The sequence below is a fragment of the Limnobaculum parvum genome, assembly GCF_003096015.2.
GTDB lineage: Bacteria > Pseudomonadota > Gammaproteobacteria > Enterobacterales > Enterobacteriaceae > Limnobaculum > Limnobaculum parvum.
In genome coordinates this window covers 139,835-153,300 of the sequence record NZ_CP029185.2, presented here as the reverse complement: position 1 = coordinate 153,300, position 13,466 = coordinate 139,835, and the positions used below count along the sequence as shown (strand labels likewise).

Genomic DNA, 13,466 nt, shown 5'->3' with positions numbered 1-13,466 from the left:
TAAAAACTGACCGTATATTCACCCGTTGCACCCGCTGAGGTCTGTCGGTATGGTGAATAGTTATCCTCCTCAGCCTATAACATCAATGAGTTAACATGGTATTTTCATCTTTTGGTAAAAAATTTACTCGTTTCTCCGGCATCACCCAGTTAATGAGTGATTTGAATGAGGGTTTACGCACTCCTGGCGCCATTATGCTGGGAGGCGGTAATCCTGCAAAAATCCCGGAGATGCAAGACTACTTTACTCAGCTTTGTACCGATCTGCTGGCAGAAGGCAAGCTCACCGAATCAATCTGTAACTATGATGGCCCTCAGGGGAAAAATACCTTTCTGACGGCGCTGGCAGAGATGTTGAGCAAAGAGCTAGGCTGGCCGATTGAAGCGAAAAATATCGCCCTAACCAACGGCAGCCAAAGTGCATTTTTCTATCTGTTTAATCTGTTCGCCGGTCATCAGCCGAATGGTCAGGTGAAGAAAATTCTGTTTCCACTGGCACCAGAATATATCGGCTACGCTGATGTCGGTCTGGAAGAAGATCTTTTGATCTCTTATAAACCAACCATCGAGCTGTTGCCTGAAGGCATGTTTAAATATCACATCGACTTTGACCACCTAAATATTGGCGATGATATTGGCGCGATCTGTGTCTCCCGTCCAACCAACCCAACGGGCAACGTATTGACCGATGAAGAGGTAATGCGTCTGGATGCCATTGCCCACCAGAAAGGGATCCCGCTGATTATCGATAACGCCTACGGTGTTCCCTTCCCCGGTATTATCTTTAGTCAGGCCACACCACTATGGAATTTCAATACCATTTTGTGCATGAGTCTGTCTAAATTAGGTTTACCGGGTACTCGCTGTGGAATTGTCATCGCCAATGAAGAGACGATTCAGGCGATAAGCAATATGAATGGCATCATCAGTCTGGCTCCCGGCAGTATTGGCCCGGCACTGGCTTTAGAGATGATTGAGCGCGGCGATTTACTTCGTCTGTCAGAGCAGGTGATCCGCCCCTTCTATCAACAGCGCGTGGCACAAACACTGGCGATTATTCGCCGCTACATTCCGGCAGAACGCTGTCTGATCCACAAGCCTGAAGGTGCCATCTTCCTGTGGTTGTGGTTCAAAGATTTACCCATCAGCAGCCAAACCCTGTATCTACGCCTGAAAGCCCGTGGCGTACTGATGGTGCCAGGGCATTATTTCTTCCCCGGACTGGAACAGGCGTGGCCTCACACCCAACAATGTATGCGGATGAACTATGTACCGGAGCCAGAGTTAATAGAAAAGGGAATTATTGTTTTGGCGGAAGAAATTGAGAAAGCACATAGAGAGAATTGTATTGGAAAAAACCAATCAAGATTTGTGTAAATTTCGTCCACTAATAGCCCTGTGTTTAAATTAATTTCATTGCCTGTGGCCGAGTTAAGGGGGGTCGCGCGCGCCCTTAACAATCCCGCACCTTCGCACACGAATCCAGGTCGCCTACGGCGACTACCTTCCGCCTTCATTCGACCTTAACGCACCGGCACAGAGCCGCTCCCGGCGTCACTGTGCCTCTAGCAGCGTCCATGCTGCTCGTGCTGGCCCCCTCAGCCGTCAGCTGAATTCCAGTACTCAAAAAGGTCAAGGGCAACACCCATTAAAGTGCTGCCCTTTGCTCTTATTCACAGTGGACGAAACTTGCTCATCCACTATCCACAACCATTACTGACTACTGATGCTCAATCACACCTTGCTTACCAATCGTAATCCGCTGCACCTGCAGCGCCTCCGGCACTCTGCGTTCAATATCAATATGCAGCAGTCCCAGCTCGAATTTGGCTTCGGTGACCACCATATGGTCAGCAAGCGTAAAACTCAGCTCAAACGCCTTACAGGACAAGCCCTGGTGCAAATACTGCACCTCTTTTTCTAGTTGGGTTGGATTGCCTTTTACCGTCAGGCGCTGGCCTTCTGATTCGATTTCCAGATTTTCCTGTTTAAACCCGGCTAAGGCTAATGTGATGCGATAGTGGTTATCGTCACTTTTTTCGATATTGTAAGGAGGGAAACCAGAATCCGTATTCCCCTGCATGCTACTGGCCAGTTTGTCGAATCCGATCCACTGACGAAATAACGGTGATAAATCATAATTACGCATAATATAACTCCTTCTTTGAAGCGAGCGAGGTCCGCCCCCATTACGGCAGGCAACTAACTGTTCTAGCGCTTAGCGCCTCGACATTTTATTACTTGATTTCGATACGGCGTGGCTTTGATGCCTCAGGAATAACCCGAGCCAACTCGATATACAGCAAACCGTTTTCTAAATGAGCGCCTTCAACCTGAATATGTTCAGCCAGTTGGAATTTGCGTTCAAAATTACGCTCGGCAATACCTTGATAAAGGTAGGTTTTTGCCGATTCCTGACTCTGTTTGGCACCACGTACCACTAACAGATTTGGCTGAGAGGTAATCTCCAGTTCAGTTTCAGCAAACCCGGCAACCGCGATAGCAATACGGTAGTGGTGTTCATCAACCAGCTCAACGTTATAGGGAGGGTAGCCGCCATTGCTCTGACTCTGGCCTGACTCAAGGGTATTCAGCATCCGGTCAAAACCAATGGCTGAACGATACAGTGGGGAAAGATCAAAATTACGCATATAAAACGCCTCCTAAATAAATCAGCGAGGTTAAACAACATCACCTTCCTTACAGGACAGATGAACTTTCTGCGATCAGCAACCCTATTGGCATTGCTTTATCGATCGCACTTAATAAAATGGAGGCATAAATTCATTTTTCAACGGCAAAAATCTATTTCTAAGCTAAATTTTATATCGACACGCGATTATCTGGAGTTCCCTGTTCAAATTTAGGGAGTTGAGTGCTATAACGTTGCTCTTCAACTCAATATTATTAACTGTCAGAGCGTATTATGCGTTTTGTGGATAGCAAACAATCATGACTACGGTTAAACGTTTTTTACTGCCTATTTGTGTCAGTACAACAATGTTTGCACTTTCTGGTTGCTCCAGCCTGATGGCTCACGTGGCACCTTATGAAAGGTATTATCCCGGCACGGCTAATGATATTGATATGATCGGTGACGACAATCATGGGTGGCTGATGCGTAGCCTGCTGATTATCGATTTGCCCTTCTCTGCGATGTTAGATACCGTCTTGCTACCTTATGACCTCTATCGTGCCAGCGATACCGAAGGTCGATCTTCCCCACGAAAAACTATTTCAGATTCAGATAAAGAAAAGCAAAATAAGGGGCTGATGAAAGGTTCCGGCTATACGCCTCCCCCAAGGGAAAAAGCTGGCGATAAGAAGTAATACGGGCAATCGGTTCTGCATTAGCGACACAACGCTGGCTATCAGTGAAACCATTGTTCTTCTTTCGCATCATTTCACTGGCTGGATTCATTAGCGTCTTCCTCATCCTGCCTCATCGACCAGATATGCTAGGAATGTAGCCATATCATTCCACCAGACGTCTGGATCCGATAATAAAAGAGATCATCAACTGAATTGAAAATAGATAATGTTATGAGCGAGTTGGCGGGGGAAAACGAAATAATCCAGCCAGCGTTAATCAAACATTATTAACGCCGGCAGGACGCAGTTTACTTAGTCTTTCAGAACTTCACGGGCATTGATTGGCTGAATAGGGCGGTTATTTGGATGGCCCATCAGCGCGGTAAACGCCTGAATTTGTTCATGGCTAGCAGTGATTTGATTCTTCAGCACTAACCAACGGACGCCTTCAGTACAAGGAGGCGTGGTCAAAGAACCGCTAAAACGATAGTAATGCAGGTTAGTTGGTAATAAACCTTTAGCATTGATCTTTTGATCATAGGTCACTGTTTCACCGGTCTTAGGCATCTCTTTCCACAGTTTAGCCAATGTTGGATTCGCTTTGCCTTCTTTCACCATAACGGCCAACACGGTCAGTTCACCCTTACTATTGGCATGAACAAAGTGAATTTCCATTGGGAAAGTTTTACCATCAATTTGGTTCTCACTTGGGGTATGGAAATGGAACTGTTTCAGTTCAAATGAAATACCATCAACCTCAACTTTGCTACCCGGTGCATAATTAACCTGTAATGTATGACCATTGTTCACCATATTTTCAGCGCCTGCGGCGTAAGTAATATGGAAAGGTTTCAGATCGGATTTAACAGTACCGGTCAGGTTAACCGGCGACTGGTTTTGAGCGTGGCAGGCTGCAAATTCTGGTGCTAATTCAGCCCAATGCTCTGGCCCGGCTTCACCGCTGTATTCCCAATGAGGAGATGCAAGCGCACTAAAAGACAATGCCAGACCACAAACAGCGATAAACGTTTTCACATTATTTCCTTTCAAAATTAGCCGGAACAATATTAGAGGGAGATGGCAGGCATCAATCGAATTCAATATTGCTATCATCCCTGGATACAGTGGAAAATTAATTCCTGTGTTCATTGATTATATATTCGATTAAAACGGCAGGAATCAACGGAGCTGTAATTAACCTGATGCAAAGTGTAATAATATGTAACTTATTGATATGGCTTAAATAACACACAGGTACCATTTTGGTAACCCAATGAAAAATAATATAACCTTCTCAAATAGCTGTTATGAATGCTCAATAAAGCAAAGGAAAATGAAATATGAATCTAAAATGGAGCCTATTTATTCTATTTCGTACCAAAAACAAATAAGAATTAATTGCAATAATAAATATAAAAATGCGCAGGGCAGAAAAATAGAAATAAAAAAGCCTCCGAACTCATTAAAATTCGGAGGCTTTTAAAATCAATTAATTAATAACTGATTATAATTTTGGAATACGCAGAACTTGTCCTGGATAGATTTTATCCGGATGACTTAACATTGGTTTGTTAGCTTCAAAAATCTTCTGGTATTTGTTGGAATCACCATACTGAGACTTAGCAATCGCACCCAGAGTATCGCCTTTCTGAACGGTATAGAAGTTACCTTCTTCTGACGGCTGAATAACAGAAACTTGATCCTGAACGTTACCGATAGATGCAACGTTACCCAGAATAACCATCAGCTTCTCTTTCAATTCCTGATCTGCAGCTTCGCCACCAACGATAACGGTGTCGTTTTCTACTTTAATATCAACTTTATCTGAACCTGGCAGACCCATTTTATCTAAGTGCGCCTTCAGTTTTGCTGCTTTATCTTCTGGTTTGCTAGAGACACTATCCCAAAGCTTTTCGCCTGCTTCCTTAACAAAATTGAATAACATTCCCATTATATTCTCCAACAACAGTTAAAATGTTTAAACACCACTTATTTCTGACTAAAACCGTGGTGAACCACCCCGTCAGTGAGAGATAAGCGCTCTTCATAGTATATCCCACGAACTGCTCACACACTAATTTTGTGTTAATCCAGTTCAGTGGCGGTAATAAACAATTGAGAGAAACCGTCTACTTTTCGCATGTAAGCAATATATTGCCCATTTGGTGAAAACACCACCGCATCCGCACAAAGGTGGTTTACACTCTTCTCGGTTAATCGTTTGACTACCCCACTGTTAACATCACACAACACAATACTACTGTCCATTACGAAAGCTAAACTGCGACCATCAGGGCTCCAGCTAAATGCAGAATCCACACCATAGCCTCCGTCAGTCACTTGCTTTAATTCACCACCCAGTGGAGAAACCAGCCAAACCTGAACCACATCAAAATCATCTTTCATCAGGAATGCAATTTTACTGCCGTCTGGTGAACCACGAATCCAGTGACGTGGTGAAGAGACTACCCCTGGAAAACGACGATCGCCGGTATCTGTCAAACGGCGCTGGCTCACGCCAGCCGGTGGTGCCGGCATCTGCTCCGCTGTTCCAGTGAGTGGGTACTCACCGGGCTTGGCGTAATCATCCAAATATTCAGGTAGATCAACAATAAAAACTTCCGAAAGCTTACTGCCATCTTCTGCTCGAGTATCGCCAATAAATGCCAGCGCCCAACGCTGGGTCGCTCCCTGTGCGGTAATATAGCCTTCATTACCCACCCATCCCTCTTCATAAGCCCGGCTGATTTCATCACTGCCAGCTTCCGGAACCAATACCGTTGAACTCACCAGAACACAGAAATGGCTGCCGTCATATTCTCGAACATGTTGCTTGTCCACCTGAACCGCATGTAATGGCACCGCGACACCAATATTACGCTGATCGAACTGTGAACCTTTCTCATGCATGACATGATCATTATAGGTAAAACTCAGCCGACTTCCGTCCGGGCTAAAAACATGGACATGGGAACCGCCGCGTAATGCACCGCGGGTAAACGGGGGAGTAATATCGAATGCATCTAGCGTAACGGCGTGTTTTCTATCTGGTTCACTCACAATCACACCGCGACGGTGATGAAAGTCATAGTGCCACTGTTCATCCGGTTTTTCCGGGCTGTGGATAAAGACATAGCGTACTGGTTCAACCGGGCTAGCGGTGACCACGCCAACATAGCTTTGCGGTTCCGCCTGATAAACAATTTCAACTTCGCAGCTATCAATATTCACCCGTTCGATAGTCTCGCCGGTAAACGACGAACCATTGGGCCGGACATCATAAACCAACCACTGACTGTCCGGTGTCCATACGTTAACGTTAGTTAACTGGTGGTTGCAGGGCGTATAGGTAATTTGTTTTTCTGTTTCACGCATCGATGTGCTCCTACCTTGTCGCCTGTACGAATCTTTATGTTGCAAGATAAATTTTCAACTGTCACTGAAAGGTTATAAAAAATTCCACCGCTATGGCTATTTCCTCACTCGTTAAGAAAATGAATAACATAATGATGTTAAATAGATATAGGCGGGAATCGGGGTTACGGCAAGGAGATATGATATAAAACACGCGTCGATACTAGATACAAATGCTCTTTCGGCCGAGCACGAAGGTGATATGAGCACATCCCCTTTACGACCGGAATATACACAATGGCTAATAAAAATAATTTACACAAAACTCAAGGGCTATGGCCGATCGGTCATAGCCCTTGGCAAGCTAGGCTATCCGCTTCACTTCCCCAACTAACAAAATATACGACAGCGCTCCAATCACCGCCACAACAGAGATATAAATAAGAGAAGGAGCAAAACCGTAATTTTGAGCCAGATAACCCACCACTAACGGCACCGTGATGCCACCCAAACCACCGATAAAATTAAATACGCCACCGGTTAAACCAATCAGACGAACCGGGGCCAGTGAAGAGACCAGCGACCAAGTAATCGAGGCAAAGCCATTACCAAAAAACGCTACCGCCATCAGCACCATGATCCAAATCGGATCGTTAGTGTAGTTGGCTCCCATAATGCAAGAAGAAAGCAACAAGCCACAGATAATCGGCGTTTTACGGGCAAAACCAATGGACTTACCACTGCGGGTTAACTTATCGGCCAGTTGGCCAGAAAGCAGAACCCCTAAAAAAGCCGCTAGAAAAGGCACTGTCGTCATAAAACCAGCGGTTAACGCGGCAATTCCTTTTTCCTGTGTCAAATAGTTAGGGAACCAAGTCAGGAAGAACCATAGCATAGAAGCAATAGCAAACTGGCCTAAATAAACCCCAACCAGCTTACGATGGAAAATGAGTTTCCAATCCGCACGGGTAAATGGCACTTTCTCTTTTTTCTCAATAAGCGCATCACCATCAACCATACCGCCACCTTGCTCGATATACTCAAGCTCAGCACGATTTATCTTTTTGCTTTTTCTCGGGTTTTGATAATTAAAATGCCAAATCAGCGCCCAGACAATACCGATAGCACCGGTCATAAAGAACACCCAATGCCAGCTCAGGATTTCCTGAACCCAAATCAGCATTGGCGTTAAAAATGCCAGACCAACAAACTGCCCTGAAGTATAAAAACCAACCGCACCCGCACGTTCCTGCTCAGGGAACCAACTGGTGACAACCCGGTTATTAACCGGGAAAGCTGGCGCTTCAAACAAACCGGTCACTGCACGCAAACCAATCAGAGAAGCTAAGCTGCCGGCAAAGCCCTGACATAGCGTGGCGACTGACCAGCCCATGATGGCGATAAAGTAGGTAAGTTTGGAACCAACCCGATCTAAAAACCAACCTCCCGGGATTTGACAGGCGGTATAAGTCCAAGCGAAGGCGGAAAAAATATACCCCATTTCCGTTTTCGTAATGCCAAACTCCTGTTGAATTTTAGCGGATGCCACGGCCAGATTTGCCCTGTCGACATAGCAAATCACCACCGTAATAAAAATCATCAATAAGGTAATATAGCGACGCTTGGTAGGCTTTATTACCTCTGCCGAATCGATTGTTTTATCCATTGTAGAGTATCCTGTTTAATTGTTTTTATACTTCCGGAAAATAATACAAACCAAAATATAGTCATATTTATCAATGTAATAAAACTCATTAGATCAAGTTTAGGCGTAAGGGAACCCTAGACGAGCATTTACGCCGGTTTATTACTTTAATAATTTAATTGACTGATTAATGGCGTTTTAAATAAACGCTATGCTTTCACCATGTCATTATTACCACTCGGCAACAGCGCCATCGGGATAACGCCAAATCGGGTTACGCCAGTCGGGTGCGTGCTTGCTGCGTTCAATCACTAACTCTTCATTCACTTCTACCCCTAACCCTGGTTTAGTTGGTGGATAGAAATATCCATCGTCCATAGCGAAGTCTTCTTTATTCAACACATAATCCAGTAGCTCCGCGCCCTGATTATAGTGAATACCCATGCTCTGCTCCTGAAGTACCGCATTACGCGCCACAAAATCAATATGCAGACAAGAAGCCAGCGCAATCGGCCCCAGTGGGCAATGCGGTGCAAACGCGACATCATAAGACTCTGCCATCGCTGCAATCTTATAGCACTCGGTTATACCACCCGCATGGGAAAGATCGGGTTGAACGATGCCCAAACCGCCATCCGCCAACACGCGTTTAAACTCAAAACGGGAGAACATACGTTCACCGGCTGCAATAGGGATATGGGTCTGCGCTGCCAGACGAACATAATATTCCGCCTGCTCCGCCAACACGGGTTCCTCAATAAACAGTGGACGATAAGGTTCCAGCTCTTTAATCAGAATTTTTGCCATTGGTGCATCAACACGTCCGTGGAAATCCAGACCAAACTCGATGCTATTGCCAAATGCTTCACGAATTTCTGCCACTACGGCTACGGCTTCATCCACTTTACGTGAGTTGTCGATGATCCCCATCTCTTCACAGCCATTAAGCTTGAAAGTATCGAAACCAATATTTTTCAGTGTCTTAATGCCAGAAATTACATCAGATGGGCGATCGCCCCCTACCCAGCTATAGGCTTTAATTTTATCGCGCACCAGTCCACCCAACAGTTGGTAAACCGGAACCCCTAATACTTTGCCTTTGATATCCCACAGAGCCTGATCGATGCCGGAAATAGCACTCATCAGAATAGGACCACCTCGATAAAACCCACCGCGATACAGAGTTTGCCAGATATCGTTAATACGGGCCGGATCTTGACCAATGATCATCTCGGACAATTCATGTACTGCTGCTTCAACGCTGCGAGCACGGCCTTCTATCACCGGTTCTCCCCAGCCAGTTACACCTTCATCGGTTTCTACTTTAAGAAACATCCAGCGTGGAGCTAAACGGTAAGTGGTGAGCTTAGTAATTTTCATAACTGCACTTCCTTATAGGCTTTAACAAAACGTTGCGCTTGTTGACGCGTCTGTTCCGGTGGCTGACCTGCACGATACAGGTCGCTTCCCAGCCCGGCACCAACACAGCCCGCCCGCATATACTGGTGGAGGTTTTCTGGCGTCACGCCACCCACGGCAAATACTGGAATTTCTGGCGGTAAAACCGCTTTAAGCGCTTTTATGTAATCAGGGCCAAAGGATGAGGAAGGGAATATTTTTAGCGTTTGAGCACCCGCCTCCAGCGCGGTAAAGGCTTCGGTTGCCGTAGCACAGCCCGCACATACCGTCATCCCAAACTCCACAGAGCGTCGAATAACGGCCGGATTGGTATTCGGCGTTACGATCATTCGGCACCCCATTGAGGCTAAATGCTCCACGTTGGCAACCGTTAATACCGTACCAGCACCAATCAGCGCCTTAGAGCCAAATTGTTCTACCATCTTGGGAATACTGAGTTCCCACTGCGGGGAATTCAGTGGAATTTCAATGGCGTCAAAACCTGTCTCAATCAGGGCAGAAACGTGAGATTCCACCTCCTGAGGCTTGATACCACGCAAAATAGCAATTAGCGGAAAATTAGTTTTCCAGATCATAAACCAGACTCCTTATACCGGATTTAAAGGCATCATCTCCATCAATGGCCTGATGTGGTATACCAGCTAAAGTCAACGCCTCACGATAGCGAGCCGTCAAGCTCTGGTTACCGATAATTGTCACGCCACGCTGATTCACACCTGCATATTGCTGCTGCATTTGCGCCACTTCATTACCAATAAGCAGCCCAGACAGCCACTCCTGAACCACTGAAGGATCTAACTGACCAAGAACATGAGACGCCCGAGTTTCAAACAGACGACGAATAATATGGGTTTCATTAAAACCGACTTCCATTCCCTGCCTAAATGCCTGCTGCGACTCCCGCTGCACACCAATACCTGCGCCCACCAAAGAATGATTAATCAATAAATGATGCAATTCGCCAGTCATGACCGTGCGGAAATCCGCCACCGTATCACCATCCATTTGTACCCACTTGCAATGGGTGCCGGGCATCACGTAATAAGCCGCTGGCTTTTGTGCATGAGCACCCACTAACTGGGTCTCTTCACCCCGCATGACGTTGCAGTTACCATCATGATTAATGGCAATTCCTGGCACAATCAAGGCACGCATTGGGGCCAACTGAGTCACCGGCATGAGATGGCGGGAGATCTGGCTTACATTAGCAGGACACATTTGATACGGGGTAGGGATCCACCCGGCGTTGCTGCCGATCATACCTGCCATAACCACAGGGATTCCGTCAGGGTACTGAGCCAGCCAGTTATCAAACAGTTGATGAAAAATAGCTTCCGGCTGCTGTCCGTTAAAGCGGGTTACCCCTTGCTCTGAACGCAGCGAATCAACGCAAAGATCGCCGTCAAATAGCCATGCTCTCAGATTAGTTGAACCCCAATCAACGCCGATAAATTGCTCGATCATATAGACTCCTTTAAACGCTGGGTGGAACTGGCAATCATCGCCAGAGCGGCCTTCTCTGCAGCAGAGATATCTTGATGGCGAACTGCATCATATAAGTCTTTATGCTCCCGCAGTGTACGCGGCATATTGTCTTCATCTGGCATATAAGTACGTTCAAACACCGCATGTTGTAACGAACTAATCGCAACCCCGAGTTGCTGCAATATCGGATTATGGGTTGCGACCAGAATAGCTTGGTGAAAACGAATATCCGCCTGATTAAACGCCTCGCGATCCTGACTGTGAATGACCATGTCATTCAGCGCACGTTCAATCTGCACCAGTTCTGTTGGGGTTGCGCGCTCTGCCGCCCAACGAGCCATGCTCGGCTCAACTAAATGGCGCACCTCATTCATTGAGGCGATTAACCGAGGGTCATAGTCATACTCAAGAATCCACTGCAAAACATCACTGTCGAGATAGCTCCACTGATTGCGGAAAGTGACAAATGCCCCCCGGTAACGCTGAACTTCCACTAAACGCTTCGCCGCCAACGCACGCAGCACCTCACGAATAATATTGCGCGAGGTATTAAATTCTTCACAAAGGTCGGTTTCCGCAGGTAGTGCGGAGCCGGGAATATATTTACCGTGTACGATCTGCTTACCCAGTTCGATAATTAAACGGTCGGTTTTGCTCATTTCAGACTGTGGCATCAATAACTCCGAAGTTATAAGTGTCATTGTTGTACTGGGAACTGTGCGATTGCGGCATCAGTTTCAGTTTTACCAACTTTATCTGTCTGACTCTCACCTGTCTTGTACACGATGTTAAAAATAGCGAGCATCTCTACTGTGATGTGTGAATTGTAATTCAATCCAATTAAATTGTACTACGATCTGGATCGCAAAACGTACAATTTGATATTGAAAGGGGATTATATGCATAGCCAGTAGACGGTATTCAGCGCTGGAAAAAACGGCAGATCATGTTTGAAACAAAAGCAAAGCAAAACGGGAATGAGATTGCAAAGAGCCATCCTATAGACTTTTCTTCAAAGAATGCATAGCCTTACCCTTTCCGAACGCTTAGCCTGTTATGCATCAACGATAGGCCTTCAGGCAAAAAACTAGCAATAAATCAAACAAGATAAACTGTTAACCTCTTTCTGATACATCCCTATTTATCTCCAAAGTGCAAAGGAAACGCCATGCAACCCCGACATCTAGCCAAGAAACTTCTGCTAATACTACTGGCGATGTTGCTCTTGCCCACGGCGGCATTAGCGACACAAACGCTTAAATATACCGATCACGAACCGTTGGGAGGAATGCGTACCCGGTTCATCAAGGAAGCTTTTTTCTCCGCTATTGAAAAGGAATCAAACGGTCGTTTGAAAATAGAGGCGCATTGGGGAGGCGAACTTGCCAGCGGCTATGATGCATTACGTGTGGCAGGAGAAGGTAGTACGGCGGATATGGCCATCGTTGTACCCGAGTATGCATCCAACGATTTACCCCTACACCAGATTTTCAAAAGCTTTCCCATTGGCCCCAGCGGAGATAAGCAACTTGAGTTCTACCGCCGCGTGTACGCAGAAATTCCGGCTTTTCCAGCAGAGCTGAAGAATAAGAATGTCGTTAATATCCTTTTCGGCACAGGATTTCCCGTGGCCTTCTTCAGTACCAACAAGCTGAATACTCTGGAAGATATTAAGGGTAGCAAGTGGCGGACCGCCAGCTTCTGGCATCAGGACTTTCTGCGAAACGCTGGCGCGATCCCAGTTTCAATGCCGTGGGGAGATCAGATCGCCAGCGCCCTGAAAGCCAAAACGCTAGACGGGCTAATGGTTAATGTGGACAGCGGCTATCAAATTGGCGCACAAAATGTCGCATCCAATGTATTAGTGTCTACTGACCTATGGTTGGGGCACCTCTATCTTCTGGTTATGAATAAGAACACTTGGGATAAGCTGGAAAAACAGGATAAGGACGCCATTCATCGCGCCGCTGAAATCGCATACCAGACCTTAGGGGCGGTGATGAACAACAGTTTCAACACGTTGGTAGATGAGATGAAAAAAAACGGCGTGAACGTCCGGATTCTGGAACCCATGGAGCTGAAGCAATGGGAAAATGCGACCAAATACCAAGAAGTACAGGCCACTTGGGTAACGGAACGTGAAAGTACAGGAATCAAAAATATCGGCCCCATATTAAAAAGCGTCAGCGTGATTATGGATGATTTTATAAAATAGAGGCTGCTTGAAGAAGGCTGCAACGCAAGAAAAAGAA

13 protein-coding genes are annotated in these 13,466 nt (G+C 46.0%); 3 read left to right on the top strand and 10 right to left on the bottom strand.

The window, feature by feature from the left end:
• Window positions 1–95 precede the first annotated feature (95 nt).
• On the top strand, window positions 96–1,376 hold the full coding sequence (locus tag HYN51_RS00255; RefSeq protein WP_108901011.1) for a valine--pyruvate transaminase: 1,281 nt from the start codon (window positions 96–98) through the stop codon (window positions 1,374–1,376).
• Window positions 1,377–1,719: 343 nt separating this feature from the next.
• Here the strand turns inward: HYN51_RS00255 and ibpB are convergent, their stop codons facing one another.
• Window positions 1,720–2,148, bottom strand: a complete 429-nt coding sequence (gene ibpB / locus HYN51_RS00250) for a small heat shock chaperone IbpB (protein ID WP_108901010.1) — start codon at window positions 2,146–2,148, stop codon at window positions 1,720–1,722.
• Window positions 2,149–2,236: 88 nt separating this feature from the next.
• Entirely contained in the window at window positions 2,237–2,650 is a 414-nt protein-coding gene (gene ibpA, locus HYN51_RS00245) for a small heat shock chaperone IbpA (protein ID WP_108901009.1), read from the bottom strand.
• Window positions 2,651–2,951: 301 nt separating this feature from the next.
• Between ibpA and HYN51_RS00240 the strand changes: the two genes are divergently transcribed.
• Window positions 2,952–3,329, top strand: coding sequence for a YceK/YidQ family lipoprotein (locus HYN51_RS00240; protein ID WP_108901008.1), 378 nt, complete (start codon window positions 2,952–2,954; stop codon window positions 3,327–3,329).
• Between the two features lie 294 nt (window positions 3,330–3,623).
• On the opposite strand, the gene HYN51_RS00235 is transcribed toward HYN51_RS00240, so the two are convergent.
• From HYN51_RS00235 to HYN51_RS00200, 8 genes are all read right to left on the bottom strand, one after another.
• Complete coding sequence (locus HYN51_RS00235) at window positions 3,624–4,346, bottom strand: carbonic anhydrase (protein WP_230513996.1); 723 nt, start codon at window positions 4,344–4,346, stop codon at window positions 3,624–3,626.
• Window positions 4,347–4,815: 469 nt separating this feature from the next.
• Entirely contained in the window at window positions 4,816–5,262 is a 447-nt protein-coding gene (lysM, locus tag HYN51_RS00230) for a peptidoglycan-binding protein LysM (RefSeq protein ID WP_108901006.1), read from the bottom strand.
• 134 nt (window positions 5,263–5,396) lie between these two features.
• Window positions 5,397–6,686, bottom strand: coding sequence for a DUF3748 domain-containing protein (locus HYN51_RS00225; protein ID WP_108901005.1), 1,290 nt, complete (start codon window positions 6,684–6,686; stop codon window positions 5,397–5,399).
• A gap of 343 nt (window positions 6,687–7,029) precedes the next feature.
• Window positions 7,030–8,331 (bottom strand): MFS transporter, encoded by a 1,302-nt coding sequence (locus HYN51_RS00220; RefSeq protein WP_108901004.1) that lies wholly within the window; start codon window positions 8,329–8,331, stop codon window positions 7,030–7,032.
• Window positions 8,332–8,541: 210 nt separating this feature from the next.
• On the bottom strand, window positions 8,542–9,690 hold the full coding sequence (dgoD, locus tag HYN51_RS00215; RefSeq protein WP_108901003.1) for a galactonate dehydratase: 1,149 nt from the start codon (window positions 9,688–9,690) through the stop codon (window positions 8,542–8,544).
• Window positions 9,687–10,304 (bottom strand): 2-dehydro-3-deoxy-6-phosphogalactonate aldolase, encoded by a 618-nt coding sequence (locus HYN51_RS00210; protein WP_108901002.1) that lies wholly within the window; start codon window positions 10,302–10,304, stop codon window positions 9,687–9,689. Before HYN51_RS00210 ends, dgoD begins: the two co-directional genes overlap by 4 nt.
• Entirely contained in the window at window positions 10,288–11,193 is a 906-nt protein-coding gene (locus HYN51_RS00205) for a 2-dehydro-3-deoxygalactonokinase (protein WP_108901001.1), read from the bottom strand. Before HYN51_RS00205 ends, HYN51_RS00210 begins: the two co-directional genes overlap by 17 nt.
• Complete coding sequence (locus HYN51_RS00200; protein WP_108901000.1) at window positions 11,190–11,888, bottom strand: FadR/GntR family transcriptional regulator; 699 nt, start codon at window positions 11,886–11,888, stop codon at window positions 11,190–11,192. The genes HYN51_RS00205 and HYN51_RS00200 overlap by 4 nt, the downstream gene beginning before the upstream one ends.
• A 494-nt stretch (window positions 11,889–12,382) precedes the next feature.
• Here HYN51_RS00200 and dctP point away from each other — a divergent pair, with 494 nt between their 5' ends.
• Window positions 12,383–13,429, top strand: coding sequence for a TRAP transporter substrate-binding protein DctP (dctP, locus tag HYN51_RS00195; RefSeq protein WP_108900999.1), 1,047 nt, complete (start codon window positions 12,383–12,385; stop codon window positions 13,427–13,429).
• The last annotated feature ends 37 nt before the right edge of the window (window positions 13,430–13,466 follow it).

Coding starts and splice junctions, on each gene's coding strand:
- ibpA (WP_108901009.1), bottom strand. CDS start 2,650: ATGCGTAATTTTGATCTTTCCCCACTGTATCGTTCAGCCATTGGTTTT.
- dgoD (WP_108901003.1), bottom strand. CDS start 9,690: ATGAAAATTACTAAGCTCACCACTTACCGTTTAGCTCCACGCTGGATG.
- dctP (WP_108900999.1), top strand. CDS start 12,383: ATGCAACCCCGACATCTAGCCAAGAAACTTCTGCTAATACTACTGGCG.
- lysM (WP_108901006.1), bottom strand. CDS start 5,262: ATGGGAATGTTATTCAATTTTGTTAAGGAAGCAGGCGAAAAGCTTTGG.
- HYN51_RS00220 (WP_108901004.1), bottom strand. CDS start 8,331: ATGGATAAAACAATCGATTCGGCAGAGGTAATAAAGCCTACCAAGCGT.
- HYN51_RS00255 (WP_108901011.1), top strand. CDS start 96: ATGGTATTTTCATCTTTTGGTAAAAAATTTACTCGTTTCTCCGGCATC.
- HYN51_RS00210 (WP_108901002.1), bottom strand. CDS start 10,304: ATGATCTGGAAAACTAATTTTCCGCTAATTGCTATTTTGCGTGGTATC.
- HYN51_RS00200 (WP_108901000.1), bottom strand. CDS start 11,888: ATGCCACAGTCTGAAATGAGCAAAACCGACCGTTTAATTATCGAACTG.
- HYN51_RS00205 (WP_108901001.1), bottom strand. CDS start 11,193: ATGATCGAGCAATTTATCGGCGTTGATTGGGGTTCAACTAATCTGAGA.
- ibpB (WP_108901010.1), bottom strand. CDS start 2,148: ATGCGTAATTATGATTTATCACCGTTATTTCGTCAGTGGATCGGATTC.
- HYN51_RS00240 (WP_108901008.1), top strand. CDS start 2,952: ATGACTACGGTTAAACGTTTTTTACTGCCTATTTGTGTCAGTACAACA.
- HYN51_RS00225 (WP_108901005.1), bottom strand. CDS start 6,686: ATGCGTGAAACAGAAAAACAAATTACCTATACGCCCTGCAACCACCAG.